Raw genomic sequence first — 22,201 nt, 5'->3', positions numbered from 1 at the left:
CGCTTTGTCGGGAATAACAATAGGAGACTGACAAGCAAAAGAGGTGTTCACACATGGAAGCAGCATTACGAGCAGATACGAGAGCGGTGATCGGAGAAGGCCCCTTATGGGATAAGGACAAGGAATGCCTGTACTGGGTGGATATACTGGGCAGCCAGCTCCATATCTTTACTCCGGCTGACGGAATCAACCGTTCCGTTAAATTCAAATCATTCGTAACGGCTCTGGCTTTGTATTCAAAGGAAGAGCTGGTGATGACGATGAAAGACGGTTTTTACCTGTACAATCTGCAGGAAGATACGTTGACGAAGATGAAGCAGCCGAAAGACATGCGGGAAGATATCCGTTTCAATGACGCCAAGTGCGACCCGTCCGGAAGATTATGGGCGGGAACGACGAGCATGGAAGGCAAAGAAGAGGAGGCTTCGCTGTACCGTCTGAATACGGACGGCAGCCTTGCCAAAATAAAAGACCAGGTCTCTACTTCGAACGGTCTGGATTGGGATCGAGACCGAAACCTGATGTATTATATCGATACTCCGACGCAGGAAATCGTCCGTTATTCATACGATCCGGAAACCGGAGCCGTATCAGATCCGAAAACGGTTTACCGATTTCCGAAGTCGCAAGGATCTCCCGACGGAATGACCATTGACCGGGACGGAATGCTGTGGGTGGCTCTGTTCGGAGGCGGCCGTGCCGTCCGGATTGACCCGTTTTCGCATAAGGAAATCGCATCTATTGAAGTTCCCGCAAAATACGTCACCTGCTGCGCGTTCGGAGGCAAAGAGCTTAACACATTATACATTACGACCGCGACGGAAAAATTGACGGAAGCCGAAAGACTTGAGCAGCCGCATGCGGGCGGCCTGTTTTCCGCAGAGCTTGAGACGGGCGGCTGGGAGCCGGTTCCGTTTGCAGGCATGATATAAAAAAAGCCCTGGCATATATGGGAGTTCCCATTGTGCCGGGCTTTTTTTGGTTAAATGGAGCGGATGATGCCGCCTTCAACCCGCTGTGCGATGCCGTTAATGGCAGATGCCGCATCTGAAGCGAGAAATACAATCGTATTGGCGACTTCTTCCGGCGTTGCGTAGCGCTGAATCAAGGACGTCGGTTCATTCACTTTAAAATAATCCCGGACGAAGCTGTCCGTATCTTCTCCGGCAGCCTTAGCGGCTCCTTCCATGTAAGAAGCGACGCCTTCGGTCCATGTCGGTCCGGGCAGCACGGAGTTTACCGTGACATTTGTGCCTTTCGTCATTTCCGCCATTCCCCGAGACAAGCTGATTAACGCCGTTTTCGTCATTGAATACGGAATCATTTGCGCAAGCGGTTTGACACCGGCTTCACTAGAGATGTTCAGAATCCGACCGCTGTTTCTTTCGAGCATTTGCGGCAGAAAACGCCGGCACAGGCGCACGGCGCTCATGACATTCACTTCAAAATACCGGGTCCATTCATCATCAGTCACCTCAGCGAAGTCTTTTACTTCAAAAAATCCGAGGTTATTGACGAGAATATCGACTTCTCCGATTCCGCCGGCGCGCTTCATCAGGTCATCCGCTTCATCCTGACGCGATAAATCAGCGGCGATGCCGTGAACCGTTCCGTAAGCGGAAAGCTCCTCAACCGTCCGTTCCACGGTTTCTTTTTTTCTTCCGTTTACAATCACCTCGGCGCCTTCGGCTAAAAAGCTTTTTGCCGCGGCTTTTCCGATGCCTGAAGTTGATCCTGTAATCAAAATGAGCTTTCGTTCAAGCTGTAATTCCATGATGATCCTCCTCTTAACATGATTGTGTAACAGTATACATGATGGGTTTTAGTGTTTACGAACAATTTGCTTTAATGCAAAAAAGGCCGGATATACAAGCCTGACAGACTTATAGTATAATTACTGCGAAAAAAGGATACGAATGTCAAAGAGACAATCGTTTACCATAACCAGGGGGAGTTAAAAGAATGAAGAAAATCACTGCCGTCTGGGCGGCGCTCTTTGTCACCGCCTTTATGGTCGCCGGCTGTTCCGGCGCACAAGAAGAAGGAAGCGCGGCAAAACAAAAAGCCGTCTCAGCCGAAGCATTTCCGGTAACCATTAAGGATGCCGCAAACGAAAAAGTAACCATAAAGCAGGCGCCGGAAAAAATCGTTTCCCTCATGCCGAGCAATACGGAAATTACATACGCGCTGGGGCTCGGAGATAAGGTCGCAGGCGTCACGACAAATGATACATATCCGAAAGAAGCGGTAAAAAAACCGAAAGTCGGAGATATGAATGTGAACGCTGAGAAAGTCATCGCGCTGAAGCCGGATCTCGTGCTTGCCCACGCGTCCTCTATGTCCGCTTCCGCCGATGCGATGAAGCAATTAAAAGATGCGGGCATCACCGTATTAACGGTCAATGACGCTCAATCGTTCCAAGAAGTGTACAAATCAATCAGCATGATCGGAAAAGCGGCCGGCAAAGAAAAGCAGGCGGACAAGCTGATCAAATCGATGAAATCCGACCTTTCCGCCATAGAAAAGAAAGCGGCGGCCATTTCTGAAAAAGATGAAAAGAAAGTATTCGTCGAAGTTTCTCCTGACGGATACACGACGGGAAAAGGCACGTTTATGAACGAAATGCTTGAAGATATACATGCGAAAAACGCCGCCGGCAGCCAGACCGGCTGGGTGCAGCTGACGGATGAAGCGATTGTCAAAATGAATCCGGATGTCATCATTACGACAGACGGCGTAAAGGCCGCTGAAGTGGAAAAACGCGCCGGCTGGGGTGCCGTCAATGCGGTCAAACACCACAACGTCTATTCTGTTGATCCTGACCTTGTCACACGCTCTGGCCCGCGTCTGGTAAAAGGGGTCGAGAAGCTTGCAGAAAGCGTTTATCCTGAAACGTTTAAAAAGTAACCGCCCGCTGGCCTACACGATCAGTCTGCTGTTTTTAGCCGTTTGTACGGCACTCGGCATTTCAATCGGCAGTCTGCATATCCCTTTATCCGACGTTTTTTTGATCGGGATCGGCCGGACCTCCTCTGTTGATCCCATGAATGTAAATATTATGATGAATATCCGTCTGCCGAGAGTCGTTCTGGCAGCCCTTGTCGGTGCCGCGTTATCCATTGCGGGAGCGGCGTTTCAGGGGCTTCTGAAAAATCCGCTCGCCGACCCTTATACACTCGGGGTATCTTCAGGAGCCTCGGCGGGAGCCGTTATCACTTTGTTTTTCGGCATTCAGATTCCCGTCATCGGCCGGTTCACACTTCCGGTCGTCAGCATTGCCGCAGCCATTGCGGTCATGGCGGCGGTTCTTTTTTTCAGCCGCCTCGTTCATGCGTCCATGTCGGTTTCGACGCTCATTTTGACAGGCATCATCATGAATTCTTTTCTCGGAGCCCTCATTTCGCTTGTGATCGCTTTAACGGGAAATGATCTGCTCCCGATTGTCCGCTGGCTGTTAGGCAGTGTGTCAATGAGGGGCTGGGGCTATGTCGCGCTGTTTCTGCCTTTTTTTCTGGCCGGGACGGCGCTTCTGCTTATCAACGGCAGAGAATTAAACATTATGACCTATGGAGAAGAAAAGGCAAGGCTTTTAGGCGTCAGTACGGGAAAGAGAAAACTGCTGATGATTACCGCCGGATCTCTGCTGACGGGAGGAGCGGTTGCCGTATCGGGGACGATCGGGTTTGTCGGCCTTGTCATTCCTCATGTGACGCGGCTTTTATGGGGAACGGATCATCGCCATTTACTGCCGCTGTCAGCACTGACGGGCGCCGGTTTTCTCATTTTGGCGGATTTGTTTTCCCGCACCGTTATTGAACCTGTCGAATTGCCGATCGGCATTATGACGGCATTGGCGGGAGCGCCTGTATTTGCCTTGATTCTGCTTCGTCAGCACCATGGAGGGAAACGCTTATGATCAGGGTGAGCAGCCTGTCCGGCGGGTACGGAGGGCGGATGATTGTAGAGGATGTCAGCTTTACCGCCGAAAAGGGTGAATTTGTCGGCATACTCGGTCCGAACGGCTCAGGAAAAACAACACTGATGAAACTGCTGACGGGGGTGCTCCCTCCCTCAAAAGGCGAGGTGCTCGCAGCAGGCAAGCCCATCGGCAGATACAAGCCGCGGGAGCTTGCGAAAATCATGGCCGTTTTGCCGCAGCATACGGAACAAGCCTTTACATTTACCGTCAAAGAAACGGTGTCCTTCGGCAGATATCCGTTTCAAAAAGGACTCTTCAGACAGACGGACCAAAACGACGAAGACATTATCCGGGAAGCGATGGAAATGGCGGGCATCGCCCGATATGCGCAGCAATCCGTCCGCAATCTGAGCGGCGGAGAAAGGCAGCGCGTCTATTTGGCGCAGGCGCTGGCTCAGCAGCCCGAGGTGCTTTGTCTGGATGAGCCGACGACATTTCTTGATCTCAAATATCAAAAAGACCTGCTCGATACGGTAAAGCGGCTGACGAGAGAAAGGGGTCTTACGGTCATCAGTATTTTTCACGACCTCAACGCCGCGGGACAATACTGTGATCAGCTCCTGATGATGAAGGACGGACGCGCTTTTTCGAAGCAGCCGCCGGAGCAGGCTTTGAAACAAGAGACGATTGAAGATATTTACGGCATCACCGTCAGCGCTGTTGACCAACAAGCGTCGCCGAAACCGCTGATCGCCTTCAAGCCGGAAGTGCGGGAAGAAAGAGAATCCGTCACCGTTCCGTTCGCCTCTCTGATAAACAAAAGCGGAAATACCGTAACGCTTCATACAGACCGGCCGTTTAGAATGTTGTCAACCGCATCTGACGGATCTGGTTTTTCATGGAGCCGCCGGCTTTCCGGCTCAGCGGCCGCTGGTTTGGTCTGCCGGACGTTTGATTCGGTTACGATTGCCGTGACGGCGCGGCACACCGTTTGGGCACTCGTCAGCGGACGTTTATATGAACAGGGATTTGTACGGCTCTTAACGGCAGCGGCAGAAGCGAGAATGCAGGCTCTTTCCGGAATGCAGGCAAATGGTGATATTGTCATCGCCGCTTTGCAGACGGGAGAGGCAGTGGACGCCCGTCATGCGGAAAAAGCCGTCAGAAGCGGGATCGCGGCATGTGTAAAAGCGGAGGAAGAAGGAGGAATAGATCGATGAAGCTCTATACGAAAACCGGCGATAAAGGACAGACAAGCCTGATCGGCGGCAGAACGGATAAAGACAGTCTGCGGGTTGAGAGCTACGGGACGATTGATGAGCTGAACAGTTTTATCGGGCTTGCGCTTGCGGAGCTTGCTGATTGTGAGAATTGCGGTGATCTGAAAGCCGAACTCCGAAACATTCAGCACGAGCTGTTTGACTGCGGCGGCGATTTGGCGACTGTCACTGAGCATAAGAACTATAAATTGAGAGAGAAATCTATTTCCGTATTGGAAGACTGCATAGACCGTTATACGGCTGAAGCGCCCCCGCTTGAGAAATTTATTCTTCCGGGCGGGCATAAGGCGGCTGCTCAACTTCACATCGCGCGGACCGTCACAAGACGGGCGGAGCGTCTCACCGTGAAACTGGGCAAAACAGAAGAGATAAACGATACGGTGCTGCGTTACTTGAACCGCCTGTCTGATTATTTTTTTGCGGCGGCAAGAGCAATCAACACAAGACAAGGCGTTAAGGATATAGAGTATGAGAGAAGCGCCGCAGTATTCCGTGAGGATGAATAACGTTTCATTCAGCCGGCGGCAGCATGCCGGCTGTTTTTTTGTGGAGATACCCATCATTTGAACCCTTATTGCCAGTAGGAAAATGTATCTTATGCATTATTGACTGAAAAATTAAAAAATGAGATATTATAAGAAATGCTGTAAAATAATGGGGGATTTGATAGATGGATACATATAATAAGAGCGAGAGCATCTGGAATAAAAATTTCACCTTTCTGTTTATCTCAAGGCTTGTCAAATTGTCGGGAGACGGTTTTGCCTTTAATTCCATTCTATGGTTTTTGATTTTTGACGGAGAAGGCGCGATCGGCACGGCTCTGCTGATTGCGGTCACGTTCCTTCCGGAGGCGATGCTGGCGCCGATTACCGGGCCTTTTATGAAGCAGCATACGCTGAAATTCTGGATGTATTTTTCCGACCTCACGCGCGCGGCGGTCGTGTTAATCATTCCGGTCTGTTATTTTAACGGTTTCTCTCCTTTATGGTTTGTCATGCTCCTCATGATCGTGCATTCAGCCACGGGAGCCGCTTATAATCCTGCATCCATCTCGTTAATCCCCAATATTGTCGGAGAAAACAGCCTGCAGAAAGCGAATGCGGTCATCCAGTCATCCGGCCAGATCGTCAGGCTTGCCGCTATTACGCTGAGCGGGGTGTTTCTAACTTTTATCAGTCCCGCCTATTCTTTGTTTATCGCACTTATATTCTATCTTCTATCAGGTTTTCTCGTACTCTTTATTGCATACCAAGTTCATCAGGATAAACAGAAGACCGTCGCCGTTAAACAGCGCGGAACGTATTTCGGAAGACTCAAACGGGGTTTTGTGCTTGTCAGAAAACACCAGATTTTATACCCGCTCGCTATCTACTGTATCTTCATGAATTTTGCGGCCGCTCCATGGGAGGCGCTCTCTGCCGTTTATGTCGCTGAAGATTTACACATGCCGCCGATCATCTACTCGCTTCTGAAAGCGACAGGCACGGGCGGAGCCTTTTTAATGGGTTTTATTTTGGCAAAAGTGAAGGTGAACAAATACGGTCTCCTGTTTGTGTCGGCGGGAATCATAGAAGGGGCGGCATTTTTCATCACGGGCATCAACACTTTTCTGCCGCTCGTCTTCCTCGCCGCGTTTGCGTTCGGATCTGCCGTCAGTGCTATTAATGTGCCGGAATATACCATTATTCAGACGTCTGTGGACAATGATGACCAGCCGCAAGTTTATGCCGTCATCCATATGATCTCAAACATATCCATTCCGCTCGGTGCGGTTCTATGCGGATACGCGGCTAACGCTTTCGGTTCCGGAAAAGTCATCGCCGCCGGCGGTCTCGTCGAAGTCCTGTCCGGTCTCGGAATATTGTTTTTTACGAAGCTGGCCAAAGCGGAACGCTCCGATCTCATCAGGGAAAAAGAAGCGAGCGTCAGAATCTAGCATTTCCGTAAAACGCCCTGCGCCGTCTGGCGCAGCGGCGTTTTTTTATGTAAGGGTCCGGGGGCTTATACGACTCCGGTCTGATATGAAAATCAATCTCTGACTCGTTTTGCCGTCCGCGGGATTTGTTTATAGTAAAGACAAGGAAAACGAAAGGAGGATCTGCATGAATATAAATGTAAAAACGGCAGGCGGCTTCCTGCTGATTGTGTTCGGACTTTCTGTCTTTTTCGGAGGGGGCCACTTCGCATTTATCATCCCGCTGGCGATCGGAGGCCTGATGCTTTACTGGGGAATAAAACGGTTTTCAAAAGGCCGCGCCGTATCCGGTATCATCGCGGGCGTCATCGGGGCTATGATTCTCGTCGGCTCTCTTCCGTTTATCGTAGCTATCGGACTGGCTGGCGCCATGGTGTATTTCGGGTGGAAGATGATGAAGCAGGGCGGCTCAGACGCTGATTCCCGGCAGTATGAACCGGAAGCGGCATCACCGGGCTATCAATCCGGCTTTGATTCTGAATGGGAAGAATTTTTGAAGAAAAAATAAGGAGGAAAACAAAATGGTCTTAAAAAGAATAAGAGATATGTTCGTCGCATCTGTTAATGAAGGGCTTGATAAATTAGAAAATCCGAAAGTCATGCTGAATCAATATGTGCGTGACATGGAAAGTGACATCGCCAAGGCGAAACAAACGATTGTCAAACAGCACACAATCGTCCATCAGTTTAAGAAAAAACAAGAGGACGCCTCAGAAACGGCGGCCAAGCGGAAAAATCAAGCTCAGCTTGCCTTTGACGCAGGGGAAGAGGAGCTTGCGAAAAAGGCTCTGACTGAAATGAAGTACCTTGAGGGAAAAGCGGCCGAACATGAAAAAGCGTATGACCAGGCGAAAACACAGCTGGCAGAGCTGAAAGAGCAGCTGGAGACTCTGGAAACGCGTCTTCGCGACGTAAAGGATAAAAAACAGGCGCTCATCGCCCGTGCCAACGCGGCGAAAGCGAAGGAACATATGAACGCTTCTTTTGACAAAATTGACAGCGAAAGCGCCTACAGAGAGTTCCTTCGAATGGAAAACCGCATTGAAGAAATGGAAGTTCGCGTCAAATACGGCACTTCGGCTGAGGCGAACACAGAAGTCAGCCGTTCGCAATATTCGGACGAGGTCGAAGCTGAGCTTGAAAAAATGCGCTCGCTTTCTCTGGAAAAAACGGAGTATCAAAAAGCGGCTCATGAATAATGTGCACAAGGGAAGATCGGCGCTTTTACGCCTCTTCCCTATACGCACGTATCAATTATCAGGCTTTTCCTTTATAATAAAATGAATGAAAAAGGATGGAACGTAATGAAGCGTAAGATTGCCAAAGGGCTGATGGCGGCGTCCGTTCTGATCTGCTGTCTGTTTTTGGTGAAAGAAGTGGTTGCCGGGCGTTTTTTTCCGCTGTACGAAACAGAAACAGAATCGGTAAGCGTACCGCCCCGTGCCGTTAAAAGCTTATCCGTTTCATCTGAACAGACGGATGTGAAAATTATCGCGGAAGCGCGGAATGATATCTCGGCAAACGTGACGGGACCGGCGGGAAAAATGTTTGTCCGCAGCCGGGGGAAAACCCTCGATCTCAAAGCGAAGGAGAAAGGGTTCCAATTTCTGAATCTTTTTCAGCGTCCTCTGCTGATTGTCCGCATTCCGTATGATTACCATCAGGACATCACCGTCCGTTCATCAAGCGGCAGCATTGCAGTTGACGGAAACAGGGGGCTGTCTCTTTCACATCTCGGCGTCCATACTGTAAGCGGGAACATGTCGCTGAAGCATGTAAAGACGGATGTGTTTGAAGCGAAAGGGCTGTCGGGCGATCTCACAGCAGCCGGTCTTGCGGCAAAAACGGCGGATGTCCGCTTATCCTCCGGAAATGTCGGTCTTCATCATGTGTCAGGCCCTCTTGACGTGCGGGTCGCTTCCGGCAGTGTCGATGCCTCGCTTGAGACGGCAAGTGCCCCCGTATCCGTCAGGCTTGCGAGCGGCAGCGCAGCCATCAGCCTGCCGAAAGACGGGAGTTTTACGGTGAACGCCGAAACGGCAAGCGGGAGAATCCAGCCGTCCTATTCCTTTGAGAAAACGAGTAAGGAAGGCGGGGCTTTCACAGGCATTAAAGGCAGCGGCTCAAGAATGATTGATATAAAAGTGACGAGCGGCAATATTGCACTGCAATAGAAAAGGAAAGGAGGGGCAAGCAGCTGAAATGGCAAAAAAACAGATTCTCGGACTTATCATCGCCTTATTTGGCGTCAGCATGTTTTTACGTATTATCGGTATCGGCGACTTCTTGTTTTGGCCGCTCTTTTTTCTGATCACAGGCTATATTTTTAATAAATATTCCCGCGGCTGGCTCGGCTCCGTCCTGTATATCTTCGCCGCTTTTTTGTTTTTGAGAAACCTGTTCAGCGCCACCTTCAACCTGTTCGGCTATGCCTTTGCCGCCTTTCTCATTTACGCGGGCTACAGGCTTCTTAAAGGAAAGCGCGTGTTTGAACATAAAGAGAAGAAAATCAATCTTAAAAAAGAAGAGCAGCCAAAGCCTTCCGCCCAGCCGGAAAGCAGACAGCCGGATCTCCGCAGCTATTTTATCGGCGAGCTGCGCATGATGAAGGATCCGTTTGAGCTGAATGATTTAAATGTCTCCGGATTCATCGGAGATGTGAAAATCGATCTGTCAAAAGCGATGATTCCCGAAGGAGAAAGCACGATGACAATCAGCGGTGTCATCGGCAATGTTGATGTGTACGTCCCGCCCGATATCGAAGTGTCCGTCAGTTCGTCAGCTTTTATCGGCGATATGAATCTGCTCGGCTCTAAGAAAAGCGGCATGAGCACGAACCTGTATAAAGTGTCTCCCGAGTACGGCGACTCGCCGCGGCGCATTAAAATATCAATTTCGTTATTCATCGGCGATGTGGATGTGAAGTATTTATGAGGAAAAAATTACTCGCCAATATTCAGTGGCGCGCCATGAGGATGACCGCGGGGCTCAGTCTGCTTCTTTGCGCTGTGTTTATTACGCTGATGCTGTTATATTACGGGCTTGACCCGATGCTTTTGTTTTCTTCCGGCTGGTTCGGTATTCCGTTCGTGGTCATCCTGCTTTTGGCGTCCCTTTCGGCCGGACTGATCTCCGGTTATGTATACGGCGGCCGTCTGAAAACAAGAATGGATACATTGATTGAAGCGGTTTTGAAATTTGAAAACGGCAATTTCGCCTATCGGGTGCCGCCGCTCGGCGATGATGAAATCGGCCTGGCGGCAGACCAGCTCAACGAAATGGCCAAGCGGGTCGAGCTGCAGGTCACATCGCTCCAAAAGCTCTCCAACGAGCGGGCGGAATGGCAGGATCAAATGAAAAAATCAGTCATCACTGAAGAACGCCAGCGGCTGGCGCGCGATCTGCACGATGCCGTCAGCCAGCAGCTCTTTGCCATTTCAATGATGACATCCGCCGTCCTAGAGCAAGTGAAAGATGCAGATGACAAAATCGTTAAACGGATCCGCATGGTTGAACATATGGCGGGCGAAGCGCAAAATGAAATGAGAGCGCTGCTATTGCATTTGCGGCCCGTCACTTTAGAAGGAAAAGGTCTGAAAGAAGGGCTGATTGAGCTGTTAAAAGAGTTCAAAGCGAAGCAGCCGCTTGATATTGAGTGGGATATCAGCGACATGGGTGTGTCAAAAGGCGTTGAAGACCATCTGTTCCGAATCGTGCAGGAGGCGCTTTCCAACGTTTTCAGGCATTCAAAGGCGACCAAGGTCACCGTCAGGCTCGGCGCGAAACATCAAAAGCTGCAGCTTAAAGTCATTGATAACGGGGCGGGTTTTACGATGGATCAAGTCAAAGCATCCTCTTATGGCCTGCATTCCATCAAGGAAAGAGCGAGTGAAATCGGCGGCATAGCGGAAATTATCTCCGTGAAGGGAAAAGGCACGCAGATCGACGTGAAAGTCCCGATTTATCAGAAAACAAAAGGAGAGAACGACAGTGATTCGAGTGTTACTGATTGATGATCACGAAATGGTCAGGATGGGCCTGGCCGCATTTTTAGAAGCACAGCCGGACATTGAAGTCGCCGGTGAAGCGTCAGACGGACAGCAGGGCGTCGATCTGGCCGCAGAGCTTTTGCCGGATGTCATTTTAATGGATCTTGTCATGGACGGCATGGACGGCATCGAAGCGACAAAACAGATCTGTGCGAAACTCAATGATCCGAAAATCATCGTGCTGACGAGCTTTATTGATGACGACAAAGTGTATCCGGTGATCGAAGCGGGGGCGCTCAGCTATTTGCTGAAAACATCTAAAGCGGCAGAAATAGCCGAAGCCATCAGAGCGGCTGCCAAGGGCGAACCGAAGCTTGAATCGAAGGTGGCGGGAAAAGTGCTGTCAAGGCTGCGCCATTCAGAGAATCAGCTTCCGCATGAAACACTGACAAAAAGAGAACTGGAAATCCTCTGTCTCGTCGCGGAAGGCAAGACGAACAAAGAAATTGGAGAAGAGCTGTTCATAACGATTAAAACGGTGAAAACCCACATCACGAATATATTGTCAAAGCTTGATGTCAGTGACCGCACGCAGGCAGCCGTATATGCCCACCGCAATCATCTCGTGACATAAACAAAGGAGAGCGGCGCTATGCACACTCTCCCAAGGGACAGGTTATTGGGACATTCCCTTTGTTCCGAAATCTCTGATGGCGACTTTGACTTTGTATTCAATATCGGATTCACTGAAATGATGATCCCAATCTGACGACACCTTTTTCCACTTGTCAGGATAATGAATCCGGACCTGATTATCCAAACCGGTAATATCGACTTTTAAATCATGCTGCAGATAATCAATGAATGTCATAACATCTGAATGGATGCTGCGTTTTACCGTGTTTTTGATTTCATTTATATAGGACTCCTTAAAGGAATCTTCTTTCGGGTTCCAATCCTCAGACAGACGGCCTTCAACAAACCGGGTGACGATAAACTTGAATTTCCCGTTTTTATATTGTGTTTTCACATCATATTTGCTGGAAAATACCTCGAACGATAAATAATAATTATCATGCTTTGCAAATGTGACGCCTCCCTTTACCGTGCCTGTGAACAGGTTCATATTCTGGACTTGAAAAGGCGTTAAATCCGCATACCAGAATTTATTTTTTATAATGGATGCGCCCCAGATTTCCAGCCTGCTGCCCACTTTGCGCACTTGAGGAAGGACGAAGGTTTCGCCTTTTGTGATTTTCTCGGATATTTCCCCCAATGTCACGGGCTTCATCATTCGGATGGTGACCGCGTTATTCTCTGTTAAGTCATAGATCGTATTTGACGCAGGCTCCCCCTGATCACTGACATTGAAAATATCTTTCGTTTTGTCCGGCACTGTCATCACATTGCAGCTTCTTCTCGTTCCATTGTCCCTGACAAATTGGTTCATCAATGCGTCAAGCGGGATGCCGTCTTTTAACAGCGCTTCAGAAAACAGCATGATGCGCAAGTGCTGGGAGAATGCGGGGTGATTTTTTAATGATGCCGTCCTTAAGGCTTGATGGACGGTTTCCCCGGAAGTGGAAGTCACCTTTGTCGGGCTGCTTGATGACGACTGCTGTGAACTTGCTTTTTGCGGGATCAGAATCTGCTGAGTCACTTCCACGTTTTCTTCCTCAGGTTTATCGAGCCCGACTCCGATAACAAGGCTCAAATCTTCTATATTCCGGCTGTCCCAGCATCCGGCCAAAAGCAATGTAGAAAGGATGATGACGATATATTTCTTCATTGTGCTTTTTTCACCTTCCTTTTCACAGCGACGACTGCAAACATCAGTAAAGGCAGCAAAAAGAAACCTAAGAAGATGTAGCCGAGAATATCACTGAACAGCATCAGCTTGTTAGCGTCTTTTGGCATCAAGGACCCGAAGAATGTCGCGATGCCTACGAAGATGACACCTTTTTTCTGCTTCAGCCCGAAAATTTTATTAAGGCCTGACGTCGCGAAATATCCGTACGATACATAGGTGGTGAAAAATTGGATAATCCAGACCGCAAGCAAAAAGGACTCAAACCTTTCGATAAAAAGCCCTTTAATTTCAAATGACTGAAAGAGCGCGATTGTAGGCCAGATCATTGTTTTGACATCCTGGGTGGTTAAGGCGCCGACGACGAGGACGAAGGTAATAATATATAAAATAATCGGGATGCCGAAACCCGCAGCCGACATACGGAACGTGTGCTTTTTATTTTTGAGGTACTCGGGGAGAAACAGCATAACCTCAATGCCCAAAAAGGAAACAGAAACGACGGTCAAGGAGGCCATAACGGGAGAAAACCCCTGTCCGAGAACCGGCCGCAGATTGTCGATATCAAATATTTTAAAGCTGAAAGAAAACACCACCAGCAAAATAATAATCGTAATCGTTAAATAGAAAGGAAAGAGCCTGCCGATATCATTTATGCCGCCGATAATCAAATAAATAGAACAGGCGATAAAGATAAACAGCGTGACCGGCACGGGCGTTCTTTCCAATAAAAAGAATTTGACCATTTCCGCCATCGCCCGGGCTTCGAAGCTGGCGACTCCTATAAAATAGAGGCAGATCATGAGATTGACGATATTTCCCGCCCATTTGCCGAGACCTTCTTTCATATAATCAAAAAATGATTCGTACTGATGCTTTTTCATAATGAGCGTGTTGAGATAAATCAATAGGATAAAGATGATGCCTTCCAGACATAATGCGATCCAGCCGTCCGGCGAATTCGCCTTTGATGACAGCGCACGCGGCATGGTGAGGAGGCCCGCACCGAGCATCGTGTTGGAAATCAATGCTGTCCCTTGATAGCTTGTAAGCTTATTGTGAGTTGTTTTCTGGCTCATTTACGTTTTTCGCCTCTTTTGGTTGATTTTTAATAGGGAGACGGAGAATAGAATCGTTTGCGTTTTTTAAGCTGAAAAACCCATTCGGCGAGAAATACGGAGAACCGAAGCTTCGCTGTCTCGATAAATGAGTGTAGATCGCCAGCATAAATAAAATCATGCCGTACAACCCGAAAGCCGCGGCAGTAAACATCGAAATGAAACGGAGCACACGGAATGAAAGCCCCATCCCGTACTGCGGCACCGTAAATGAAGCGAGCGCGACAATACTGACCACGATCACCATGATAGAGCTGACAAGTTTCGCCTCAACGGCCGCCTGACCGATGACGACTCCGCCCACCAATCCGATCGTCTGGCCGAGCGGGCTCGGAAGTCTCAAGCCCGCCTCTCTCAGCAGCTCTATCGTCATTTCCATTACCATCGCTTCGATGATAGGCGGGAAGGGGACGTTTTCTCTGTTCGCCGCGATGGTGACTGCAAGCGACGTCGGCAGAAGCCCTTGGTGAAATGAAACGAGCGCGATATAAATGGACGAAAAAAACAGCGTGATAAAAATAGATGTAAACCGCAGCGCCCGGATGAGCGAGGCGGAAATCCACCGTTCATAATAATCATCGGGAGACTGCATTAAAATTCCTAAAGAAGCCGGGACCACGAGCGCAAACGGTGAGTTGTCGACAAGGATGGCGACGCGGCCGTTAAACAAGGCGGAAGAGACTTTATCAGGCCGTTCGGTATTTTGTATTTGCGGAAACGGCGAATACTTATTATCCTCAATAAGCTCCTCAAGCGTTCCGGAATCCTGAATGTCATCCATCTTCACTTTGCTGAGACGCTTTAAAACATCATTGACGACAGATGGGTCCGCCTCATCATCGATGTACATGACAGTGGCGTATTTCAGCTTGTTTTCTCCGATCGGAACCTTTTTCGTTTTCAGCTTCGGATGGTTCGTCCGCTGCCTGATCATGGCGACGTTTGTATCAGAATCTTCTATGAAGGCGATTTTAGGCCCTCTTACGACCTTTTCAGATGTGGGTTCTGTTACGCTTCTTTTTTCTCTTTTTCCGGTGGACAGAATGTACACATGGTCAAGGCCGTTAATAAACATGGCACATTTCCCCCGCAGAATGGAGATGACGGCTTCCTTCGCCGTAAAGACGGGGCGGGCGTCAATCTTATCAAGACGTTTCGTCACCGTTTCCAGTGTTAAGGCGTCTTCTTCGTGAAGCAGCGTTTCAATCGCTTCTTTTATTTTGTCTTCATCGTTCATTTCACTCAGATACATATAATAAAAAACAAGCCCGTTCGGAAGCATCTTTTTATTTTGAACCAGGTCATCGTTCTGCTCTACATGGGGAAGTACCATAGCCAGATTAATGTGTATGTATTCCTTGAATTCCGATTGCGCCATCGACAGTCACCCGCCTTCCAATCCTTAATTGAGGTTATCTTTTCCTGTTAAAAAAATGATATACTATGATAAAGTATTTAATGGTACAAGTTTTTTTATGAAAGCGGAGGAGAGATGTGGCACAAGTCAGACTGGCAGGGAATGCCGAAGAAATAGAACAGCTCATCAAATCATTTGAAGCGCATTACGAAGTGGCTTACACGTCGAAGGAATACCGTAAAACAAATCCGAAGTACAAATACTCTAAGGATTCGCGCGTCTATCTTGAGCTGAAATTAAAAACGGCCAAGGCCGAAAAATAAAAAGGGTTTCATCTGTTACTGGCGAATAATACTCAGGGTGAAGCAACTGTTATGGAGGGATACATAAATGGACTACAGAATTGAAAAAGACACCATGGGAGAAGTTAAAGTTCCGGCAGATAAATTTTGGGGCGCTCAGACACAGCGCAGCAAAGAGAACTTCAAAATCGGTTCAGAAAAAATGCCTCAGCGTGTTGTGAAGGCGTTTGCAATTTTAAAAAGAAGCACGGCGATCGCTAACGAACGCCTCGGCAACTTAGAGTCTGAAAAAGCACAGGCTATTGCCGCTGTATGTGACGATGTGTTAAACGGCAAATATGACGATAACTTTCCGCTCGTTGTCTGGCAGACGGGAAGCGGCACACAAAGCAACATGAATATGAACGAAGTGGTGGCCAACCGCGCGACTGCTTTACTGAAAGAACAAAATTCCGAGCTGAAGATTCATCCGAATGATGACGTCAACCGCAGCCAAAGCTCAAACGATACATTCCCGACGGCGATGCACGTTGCGGCGGTTCTTGCCGTATATGAACAGCTTGTTCCGGCGCTTGATCAGCTCCGTACGACACTTGATGAAAAAGCGAAAGCGTATCAGGATATTGTGAAAATCGGACGTACGCATTTGCAGGATGCGACTCCGCTGACGCTCGGGCAGGAAATCAGCGGCTGGGTATACATGCTTGACCGTTCTAAAGAAATGATTCTTGAGTCAACGGAAAAAATGCGCGCGCTTGCCATCGGCGGCACGGCAGTCGGCACGGGCATCAATGCCCACCCGCAGTTCGGTGAATTCGTCGCTGAAGAAATCACAAAAGTAACGGGGCAGACATTCAAGAGCTCGCCTAATAAATTCCATGCGCTGACAAGCCATGATGAAATCACTCACGTTCACGGCGCGTTAAAAGCATTGGCTGCCGACCTGATGAAGATTGCCAACGATGTCAGATGGCTGGCAAGCGGCCCGCGCTGCGGAATCGGCGAAATCGTCATTCCTGAAAATGAGCCGGGAAGCTCTATCATGCCTGGCAAAGTCAACCCGACACAAAGTGAGGCGCTGACAATGATCGCCGCGCAAGTGATGGGAAATGACGCGACAATCGGATTTGCGGCCAGCCAAGGAAACTTCGAGCTGAATGTCTTCAAGCCGGTTATTATTTATAACTTCCTGCAGACAGTGCAGCTTCTCAGTGACGGAATGAATTCCTTCCATGACAAATGTGCTGTCGGTATTGAGCCGAACCAAGAGACGATTCAGGAAAATCTCTCTAACTCATTAATGCTTGTTACGGCGCTTAACCCGCACATCGGTTATGAAAACGCCGCAAAAATCGCCAAGCTTGCCCACAAAGAAGGCTTGACGCTGAAAGAAGCGGCATTACAGCTGAACCTTCTGACAGAAGAACAATTTAATGAAATGGTGCGTCCGGAAGATATGGTGCATCCGAAAGCATAAACAGAAAGAACGGCTGCAGTCACTGCGGCCGTTCTTCTAAATAAACTGCTGTTTCAGTAAAAATCTGAGCTGTTCTGCATCTTCAGCCAGCAGGTCAGATTCCTTCAAATTCAAAATCATTCCTTTGATGATTGCCGGTTTCGGCGACTTTTTCTTCATTTCCGCTTCCAGAATATCCAAGCTCTCGGTGAATTCAGATGCTTGCGGCTTGTCCATCGTGCTGATGCGCGCGCGGAGGGTCTCAAAGATCGATTGACTTAAAGGATCGGGCTGCCCGTTATGAAGGGGCCCAAACAGCGAGCTTGCCTCATCAAGAGAAATAAACGGTTCATCATGTCTGTCCGCCATTCCGTTTACGATGTCATCAATTCTGTGAATCACGGTATTTGCAAGAAGCGCAGGCTGTACGGACCGGCCGGTCAGAATGAGATATTCAAGATACATCTGACTGATTCCTTCTATTAAAAAGCAAAGTTCGGCTGTGTATGGTTCGGCTTTTTCTCCGTAAATAGCAAGAAGACTGTCGATATGAAACTGCAGGATCGACCGGCGGATTCTCTTTCCGCACTGCGCTACTTCTTCGGTATAAGGCAGTGAGCCGTCTTTCATCTGCACGGTAATAAAATCCTGATGCGCGAGAATCGATTCGTAAAAAACCGCAAGCTGTTTTTGGTAAGCGGCTCTCGGGCTGTCGCCCTCCGTTTGGATCGTCGTGATTCGGGTAAACGTTTTATCGTAGTAGTAATTCAGCATAGATAAAAGCAGTGCTTCTTTGGAAGGAAAGTAAAGGTAAAAAGCGCCTTTTGAGATTTTGCATTCATCGGCAATTTCCTGAACCGATGTTGATTTGTACCCTTTCCGGGCAAACAGTTTGATCGCTGCTTCAATAATCAGCTTTTCTTTTTCCTTCAATGGTTCCACCCTTTCGGAGCCAGGAGGCTGGCTTGTGCTTCTCATGTATGACTAAATGGTCATATTGATATTCCATAAATTTAACCTGATTGTAACTTGTTTTTTTGTTTTGTTTTATTTATATTATAAAGTGAGCTGACCGAATGGTCAAAGTTCTGGCGAAAGGGTGAATCTGAAAATGAAAGAATTAGATGAAATGATCAGCCGCTTGCGAAACAGAGGAATTAAAGTCGAAAAGGTGAAATATCCGAAAAAGACAATTTGTGAAAAGAAATGGGTTCATCAATGCCAAAAACCGCTGAAAACAAACTACAGAGATTTTAACGGCTACTCCTTCACATAAAAAAAGACTGCAATGAAACTACAGTCTACTTTGGTACGATAATCCGGTAGATTACACCCGATTGGTCATTTTCAATTGAAATTGATGCTTTATGCAGGGTTAAAATCCGTTTTACGATGCTGAGTCCTATGCCGAACTCGCCTTTCTTCCCTTTATTAAAAGGCTCGTACAAGCTGGATAGCATCTCATCCTCAATCGGAGGCCCGTCATTTTTAACCGTCATGACAATCTGCTGCTGATTTTGGCTGATCCGAATGTGAATCGCCGTTTCTGCGTAGCGGATTTGATTTTCAAGAATGTTTTCAAGGAGCTTGCTCCATTGTTCCGGATCACCGGGCATCATCATTACATCTTCTGTGTCAACGGTCCACGCTAATTCCTTCCGGGCCCATTTGAGCCGTTCAATGACTTCTTCCGTGACCTTCACAATGTCAAATGTCTCATGGTGCACCCGCTGCTTCATTAAGTAATCAAGCTTCGTTAAATATAATAGATCCTTAATTTTCTTCTCAAGCTTTTCTGCTTCGCCTTCAATTACATCAATTGTGTTTTCCAGATCCCCCTTAGGAAAAATCCCGTCCTTTATTGATTGAGTATAGCCCCTTATTACCATGACAGGCGTTTTTAAATCATGAGAGATATTTTGCAGGAGCGTTCTTTCCGTTTCATCCTTTTGCACCAGTTTGCTCCGCATGTCTTCAATGGTGTGGCCTAATTTTCCGATTTCGTCTTTTCTGTCGACGATGACCGGATCATCCCAATCCTGTTCCGAAATCCGTTTGACATGCTTTTCTAAGGAAACGAGCGGGCGCGAAAGATATTTGGCAAGCCAAATCGCCGGAATCCAGCTTAACAAAATCACCCCGGCAATGATAAAGAGCAGCTGCTTGAACAGGGTGTATGCCAGATCATCACGATAAGAATCAAGCGCATATGACAGCATCATGGCATTCTGACCGTTAATGGTGAGGCCTTTTTTAATGACGAAAAACACTTTTTCACCGCTGATGTCCGCGCTGTATCGTTTCGTGACGCTGTGCTGGCGGCCCGCGAGCTTGTACACCTTATGGATAAAAGAAGAAGAAAAATAGTTCAAGTCCTTGTCGCTGGCCGACTCCTCCCGTTCCGGCAAAAGAACGTGCTGAACGGATCGGAAAGTCGTCGGAGCGGTCGCATCTTCGCTGTAATATCCCCGCTCGATCGACCCGGGCAGCCGATACTCCGTCAGCACATGCTGTTCATTTTCAATGGTCGTGTACGTTTCATCCGTGAAAAAATTACGGAGCGTATTTGAGAACAGCACGAGAAGCAGAATCGAGATGGCTAAAAGGATGCCTGAGATGACCACCCATATTTGAAAAGCAAGCGGCTTATTTTTCATGACGTCATCATCCTGTAGCCGAATCCGTAAATGGTTTCAACCTTTAACCCGGGCATTTTTTTCCGCAGCCTCCGCACAAGATCATCGACCACCCGGTCAGTGCCGAAATAATCATGGCCCCATATTTTCAGCAGAATATCTTCCCTGGAGAAGGGGTGTCCCTTGTGATGAAGAAATAAAATCAGCAGATCAAATTCCTTAGACGTCAAATTGACAAGGCTGCCGTTTTCATCATAAACCTCTCTGGCCTCTTCGATCACATTGTAGGAGGAAACGGTGATCCCGCTTTTTTTGGGGGCGGGCTGTTCTTTATACACAAGCTCCAGAAGTTTCTGCACCCGTATAATCAGTTCTCTCGGCAAAAAAGGCTTGGCGATATAATCATTGCTTCCAAGCTCTAACCCGAGAACTCTGTCAATATCGGCATCCCGCGCGGAAATAAAAATGACCGGCACATCGGGATCTTTTTCTTTTATTTCTTTTATCAATGTATAGCCGTCCGTATCCGGAAGCATGATGTCAAGAATCCACAGGTGGGGAGACGGCTGCATCTGTTTTCTGGCCTCTTCGCCTTTTGTGAAAGATGTAATGTTCCAGCCTTCATTCTCTAAATATTTTGTGAGCAGTTCATTCAGGTTATCCTCATCTTCAACTAGATAAATGGTGTATGACAAGGCATTTCACATCCTTTCAACGTCATTATACTAGTTTTAACATACTCAAGCCGCATTTTCATAATTTCACATATTCTTTTCATTTTTATCCCACAATGTTTGTTTATGATGTGTATAAGGGAAGAAAGGAAGAAAAAAAGCGGGGAAGATAACATGTTCAAACACATTTTGTTTTGGAGCTTTGCTTTTCTCCTTATAATTGGGACAATAGAACTTGTACATGCGATGAATATGTAATCAATAGAATGAAAACATGCTAAAGGAGTGTGCGTGAATATGAACGATCAGCGAGATGACGGCATGAACCGCGATCAGTCAGATCTTTCACATACGGAGCAAAACAGAAATGCCCAGCAGCAGATCAGCCATCAGGAGACGGAGCTGCTCGAAGGCCCCGTCTCGAAAGAAGCAGAAAAAGAGACGGCTGCCGGCACGGAATTTGAAAAAACGGCTGCTGTGAAAAAAGAAAAAAAACGGAGAGCCGCTTGGCTGAGCCCGGTTTTGGGCGGTATCATCGGCGGCGGCCTCGTGCTTGGCATTGTGCCGAATCTGCCGAGTGAGCAGCATAAGACAGAAGCTGTTTCTGATACGAAACAAGTTCAGTCATCGAATTTCACGTCAACGCCATTAAAAAATACTTCAAGCGTAGCGGATATGGTAGAAGATTTGGAGCCTGCGATTGTCGGAGTGTCCAACTATCAGGCTTCGCAAAGCAGCCAGTTCGGATTTGACGGCAGTTCAAGCTCTGAAACGGAGAGCGGCACGGGGTCCGGCGTCATCTTCAAAAAAGACGGCGGAAAAGCGTACATCATCACGAACAACCATGTCGTAGAAGGAGCAAACAAACTGTCGGTAACTCTTTATAACGGGAAAACCGAAACGGCAAAGCTTGTCGGAAAGGATGCCATCAGTGACCTGGCCGTACTGGAAATCAGCTCGTCCAATGTCAAAAAAGCGGCCAGCTTCGGGGATTCTTCGCAGCTTCGCATTGCCGATAAAGTGATTGCCATCGGCAACCCGCTCGGCCAGCAGTTTTCCGGCACCGTCACACAAGGCGTCATCAGCGGGCTGAACAGAACGGTAGACGCCGATACATCCCAAGGCACGGTGGAAATGAACGTGATTCAGACGGATGCGGCGATTAACCCCGGAAACAGCGGCGGGCCGTTAATCAATTCCAGCGGCCAGGTCATCGGCATCAACAGCATGAAAGTCAGTGAAAACGGCGTGGAATCACTCGGCTTCGCGATTCCGAGCAACGATGTAGAACCGATTGTCGACCAGCTTCTTGCAAAAGGAAAAGTCGAGCGCCCGTTTTTAGGTGTGCAGATGATTGATATGTCGCAAGTGCCGGAAACCTATCAGGAAAACACGCTCGGACTGTTCGGCGACCAGCTGTCTAAGGGCGTTTATGTAAAAGAAGTGCAGTCAGGCTCACCGGCTGCGAAAGCGGGCATCAAATCAAATGACGTCATTGTAAAATTGAACGGCAAAGATATTGAGAGCAGCGCCGATATCAGACAGATCCTATATAACCAGCTGAAAATCGGCGATAAAACGACTGTTCAAGTTCTCAGAGGCGGCAGCAAAAAGACGCTGAACATCACATTAACGAAACAAACTGAAAGCGCAAGCTGAACGCATAAAAAAAGCTGAACCTTCAT

At 48.1% G+C, this 22,201-nt stretch carries 23 protein-coding genes; 16 read left to right on the top strand and 7 right to left on the bottom strand.

Annotated elements, in window-relative coordinates; translation table 11 throughout:
- Window positions 1-53: 53 nt before the first annotated feature.
- A complete protein-coding gene (locus BAMF_RS36625) occupies window positions 54-932 on the top strand; it encodes an SMP-30/gluconolactonase/LRE family protein (protein ID WP_013353574.1) in 879 nt (292 codons plus the stop codon).
- 50 nt (window positions 933-982) lie between these two features.
- Here BAMF_RS36625 and BAMF_RS36620 read toward each other — a convergent pair whose 3' ends face one another.
- On the bottom strand, window positions 983-1,774 hold the full coding sequence (locus BAMF_RS36620) for an SDR family NAD(P)-dependent oxidoreductase (protein WP_013353573.1): 792 nt from the start codon (window positions 1,772-1,774) through the stop codon (window positions 983-985).
- A 188-nt stretch (window positions 1,775-1,962) separates the two neighbouring features.
- Here BAMF_RS36620 and BAMF_RS36615 point away from each other — a divergent pair, with 188 nt between their 5' ends.
- From BAMF_RS36615 to BAMF_RS36565, 11 genes are all read left to right on the top strand, one after another.
- Window positions 1,963-2,907: an ABC transporter substrate-binding protein gene (locus tag BAMF_RS36615; protein WP_013353572.1), complete on the top strand. Its 945-nt coding sequence runs from the start codon at window positions 1,963-1,965 to the stop codon at window positions 2,905-2,907.
- Entirely contained in the window at window positions 2,870-3,916 is a 1,047-nt protein-coding gene (locus BAMF_RS36610; RefSeq protein WP_013353571.1) for a FecCD family ABC transporter permease, read from the top strand. The genes BAMF_RS36615 and BAMF_RS36610 overlap by 38 nt, the downstream gene beginning before the upstream one ends.
- The gene (locus BAMF_RS36605) at window positions 3,913-5,139 is read left to right on the top strand and encodes an ABC transporter ATP-binding protein (protein WP_013353570.1); all 1,227 of its coding nucleotides are present in this window, start codon (window positions 3,913-3,915) and stop codon (window positions 5,137-5,139) included. The genes BAMF_RS36610 and BAMF_RS36605 overlap by 4 nt, the downstream gene beginning before the upstream one ends.
- Entirely contained in the window at window positions 5,136-5,705 is a 570-nt protein-coding gene (locus BAMF_RS36600) for a cob(I)yrinic acid a,c-diamide adenosyltransferase (RefSeq protein ID WP_014471000.1), read from the top strand. The genes BAMF_RS36605 and BAMF_RS36600 overlap by 4 nt, the downstream gene beginning before the upstream one ends.
- A gap of 164 nt (window positions 5,706-5,869) precedes the next feature.
- Window positions 5,870-7,138 carry an MFS transporter gene (locus BAMF_RS36595; protein WP_013353568.1) on the top strand — a complete coding sequence of 423 codons (1,269 nt, stop codon included), beginning with the start codon at window positions 5,870-5,872 and terminating at the stop codon, window positions 7,136-7,138.
- 166 nt (window positions 7,139-7,304) lie between these two features.
- On the top strand, window positions 7,305-7,685 hold the full coding sequence (locus tag BAMF_RS36590) for a protein liaI (RefSeq protein ID WP_013353567.1): 381 nt from the start codon (window positions 7,305-7,307) through the stop codon (window positions 7,683-7,685).
- Window positions 7,686-7,698: 13 nt separating this feature from the next.
- Window positions 7,699-8,376 (top strand): stress responsive protein LiaH, encoded by a 678-nt coding sequence (liaH, locus tag BAMF_RS36585; protein WP_013353566.1) that lies wholly within the window; start codon window positions 7,699-7,701, stop codon window positions 8,374-8,376.
- Between the two features lie 105 nt (window positions 8,377-8,481).
- The gene (gene liaG / locus BAMF_RS36580) at window positions 8,482-9,351 is read left to right on the top strand and encodes a LiaG family protein (protein WP_013353565.1); all 870 of its coding nucleotides are present in this window, start codon (window positions 8,482-8,484) and stop codon (window positions 9,349-9,351) included.
- Window positions 9,352-9,379: 28 nt separating this feature from the next.
- Complete coding sequence (liaF, locus tag BAMF_RS36575; RefSeq protein ID WP_013353564.1) at window positions 9,380-10,111, top strand: cell wall-active antibiotics response protein LiaF; 732 nt, start codon at window positions 9,380-9,382, stop codon at window positions 10,109-10,111.
- Window positions 10,108-11,190 carry a two-component system sensor histidine kinase LiaS gene (gene liaS / locus BAMF_RS36570; protein WP_013353563.1) on the top strand — a complete coding sequence of 361 codons (1,083 nt, stop codon included), beginning with the start codon at window positions 10,108-10,110 and terminating at the stop codon, window positions 11,188-11,190. The genes liaF and liaS overlap by 4 nt, the downstream gene beginning before the upstream one ends.
- Complete coding sequence (locus BAMF_RS36565; RefSeq protein WP_003151798.1) at window positions 11,168-11,800, top strand: response regulator transcription factor; 633 nt, start codon at window positions 11,168-11,170, stop codon at window positions 11,798-11,800. The genes liaS and BAMF_RS36565 overlap by 23 nt, the downstream gene beginning before the upstream one ends.
- A gap of 42 nt (window positions 11,801-11,842) precedes the next feature.
- Here the strand turns inward: BAMF_RS36565 and BAMF_RS36560 are convergent, their stop codons facing one another.
- The 3 genes from BAMF_RS36560 to BAMF_RS36550 are packed head-to-tail and all read right to left on the bottom strand — an operon-like array spanning window position 11,843 to window position 15,469.
- The gene (locus BAMF_RS36560) at window positions 11,843-12,955 is read right to left on the bottom strand and encodes a Ger(x)C family spore germination protein (RefSeq protein WP_013353562.1); all 1,113 of its coding nucleotides are present in this window, start codon (window positions 12,953-12,955) and stop codon (window positions 11,843-11,845) included.
- Window positions 12,952-14,052, bottom strand: coding sequence for a spore germination protein (locus BAMF_RS36555; protein WP_013353561.1), 1,101 nt, complete (start codon window positions 14,050-14,052; stop codon window positions 12,952-12,954). Before BAMF_RS36555 ends, BAMF_RS36560 begins: the two co-directional genes overlap by 4 nt.
- Window positions 14,027-15,469: a spore germination protein gene (locus tag BAMF_RS36550; RefSeq protein ID WP_013353560.1), complete on the bottom strand. Its 1,443-nt coding sequence runs from the start codon at window positions 15,467-15,469 to the stop codon at window positions 14,027-14,029. Before BAMF_RS36550 ends, BAMF_RS36555 begins: the two co-directional genes overlap by 26 nt.
- A gap of 116 nt (window positions 15,470-15,585) precedes the next feature.
- On the opposite strand from BAMF_RS36550, the gene BAMF_RS36545 reads away from it, so the two are divergent.
- Together BAMF_RS36545 and fumC are read left to right on the top strand one after the other, a co-directional pair.
- Window positions 15,586-15,771, top strand: coding sequence for a YvzF family protein (locus BAMF_RS36545; RefSeq protein WP_003151806.1), 186 nt, complete (start codon window positions 15,586-15,588; stop codon window positions 15,769-15,771).
- Between the two features lie 67 nt (window positions 15,772-15,838).
- On the top strand, window positions 15,839-17,227 hold the full coding sequence (gene fumC, locus BAMF_RS36540) for a class II fumarate hydratase (RefSeq protein ID WP_013353559.1): 1,389 nt from the start codon (window positions 15,839-15,841) through the stop codon (window positions 17,225-17,227).
- A gap of 36 nt (window positions 17,228-17,263) precedes the next feature.
- On the opposite strand, the gene BAMF_RS36535 is transcribed toward fumC, so the two are convergent.
- Window positions 17,264-18,139 carry a TetR/AcrR family transcriptional regulator gene (locus BAMF_RS36535; RefSeq protein WP_013353558.1) on the bottom strand — a complete coding sequence of 292 codons (876 nt, stop codon included), beginning with the start codon at window positions 18,137-18,139 and terminating at the stop codon, window positions 17,264-17,266.
- Window positions 18,140-18,317: 178 nt separating this feature from the next.
- Here BAMF_RS36535 and spxO point away from each other — a divergent pair, with 178 nt between their 5' ends.
- Window positions 18,318-18,482 (top strand): anti-adapter protein SpxO, encoded by a 165-nt coding sequence (gene spxO, locus BAMF_RS41365; protein ID WP_007410067.1) that lies wholly within the window; start codon window positions 18,318-18,320, stop codon window positions 18,480-18,482.
- A 25-nt stretch (window positions 18,483-18,507) separates the two neighbouring features.
- On the opposite strand, the gene BAMF_RS36530 is transcribed toward spxO, so the two are convergent.
- Together BAMF_RS36530 and BAMF_RS36525 are read right to left on the bottom strand one after the other, a co-directional pair.
- Window positions 18,508-19,863, bottom strand: a complete 1,356-nt coding sequence (locus BAMF_RS36530) for a sensor histidine kinase (RefSeq protein WP_013353557.1) — start codon at window positions 19,861-19,863, stop codon at window positions 18,508-18,510.
- Window positions 19,860-20,537 (bottom strand): response regulator transcription factor, encoded by a 678-nt coding sequence (locus BAMF_RS36525; RefSeq protein ID WP_013353556.1) that lies wholly within the window; start codon window positions 20,535-20,537, stop codon window positions 19,860-19,862. Before BAMF_RS36525 ends, BAMF_RS36530 begins: the two co-directional genes overlap by 4 nt.
- A gap of 276 nt (window positions 20,538-20,813) precedes the next feature.
- Between BAMF_RS36525 and BAMF_RS36520 the strand changes: the two genes are divergently transcribed.
- Entirely contained in the window at window positions 20,814-22,175 is a 1,362-nt protein-coding gene (locus BAMF_RS36520) for a S1C family serine protease (RefSeq protein WP_013353555.1), read from the top strand.
- Window positions 22,176-22,201: the final 26 nt, after the last annotated feature.

It is taken from the genome of Bacillus amyloliquefaciens DSM 7 = ATCC 23350, from assembly GCF_000196735.1.
Taxonomy (GTDB): domain Bacteria; phylum Bacillota; class Bacilli; order Bacillales; family Bacillaceae; genus Bacillus; species Bacillus amyloliquefaciens.
This window is presented reverse-complemented; position numbering and strand designations above follow the sequence as displayed.

What these genes read in the sequence shown, in the direction of transcription:
- BAMF_RS36595 (WP_013353568.1), top strand. Translation starts at nt 5,870, where the DNA reads ATGGATACATATAATAAGAGCGAGAGCATCTGGAATAAAAATTTCACC.
- BAMF_RS36550 (WP_013353560.1), bottom strand. Translation starts at nt 15,469, where the DNA reads ATGGCGCAATCGGAATTCAAGGAATACATACACATTAATCTGGCTATG.
- BAMF_RS36615 (WP_013353572.1), top strand. Translation starts at nt 1,963, where the DNA reads ATGAAGAAAATCACTGCCGTCTGGGCGGCGCTCTTTGTCACCGCCTTT.
- liaG (WP_013353565.1), top strand. Translation starts at nt 8,482, where the DNA reads ATGAAGCGTAAGATTGCCAAAGGGCTGATGGCGGCGTCCGTTCTGATC.
- BAMF_RS36620 (WP_013353573.1), bottom strand. Translation starts at nt 1,774, where the DNA reads ATGGAATTACAGCTTGAACGAAAGCTCATTTTGATTACAGGATCAACT.
- BAMF_RS36530 (WP_013353557.1), bottom strand. Translation starts at nt 19,863, where the DNA reads ATGAAAAATAAGCCGCTTGCTTTTCAAATATGGGTGGTCATCTCAGGC.
- BAMF_RS36600 (WP_014471000.1), top strand. Translation starts at nt 5,136, where the DNA reads ATGAAGCTCTATACGAAAACCGGCGATAAAGGACAGACAAGCCTGATC.
- BAMF_RS36555 (WP_013353561.1), bottom strand. Translation starts at nt 14,052, where the DNA reads ATGAGCCAGAAAACAACTCACAATAAGCTTACAAGCTATCAAGGGACA.
- spxO (WP_007410067.1), top strand. Translation starts at nt 18,318, where the DNA reads ATGAAAGAATTAGATGAAATGATCAGCCGCTTGCGAAACAGAGGAATT.
- fumC (WP_013353559.1), top strand. Translation starts at nt 15,839, where the DNA reads ATGGACTACAGAATTGAAAAAGACACCATGGGAGAAGTTAAAGTTCCG.
- liaF (WP_013353564.1), top strand. Translation starts at nt 9,380, where the DNA reads ATGGCAAAAAAACAGATTCTCGGACTTATCATCGCCTTATTTGGCGTC.
- BAMF_RS36590 (WP_013353567.1), top strand. Translation starts at nt 7,305, where the DNA reads ATGAATATAAATGTAAAAACGGCAGGCGGCTTCCTGCTGATTGTGTTC.
- liaH (WP_013353566.1), top strand. Translation starts at nt 7,699, where the DNA reads ATGGTCTTAAAAAGAATAAGAGATATGTTCGTCGCATCTGTTAATGAA.
- BAMF_RS36520 (WP_013353555.1), top strand. Translation starts at nt 20,814, where the DNA reads ATGAACGATCAGCGAGATGACGGCATGAACCGCGATCAGTCAGATCTT.
- BAMF_RS36625 (WP_013353574.1), top strand. Translation starts at nt 54, where the DNA reads ATGGAAGCAGCATTACGAGCAGATACGAGAGCGGTGATCGGAGAAGGC.
- liaS (WP_013353563.1), top strand. Translation starts at nt 10,108, where the DNA reads ATGAGGAAAAAATTACTCGCCAATATTCAGTGGCGCGCCATGAGGATG.
- BAMF_RS36560 (WP_013353562.1), bottom strand. Translation starts at nt 12,955, where the DNA reads ATGAAGAAATATATCGTCATCATCCTTTCTACATTGCTTTTGGCCGGA.
- BAMF_RS36605 (WP_013353570.1), top strand. Translation starts at nt 3,913, where the DNA reads ATGATCAGGGTGAGCAGCCTGTCCGGCGGGTACGGAGGGCGGATGATT.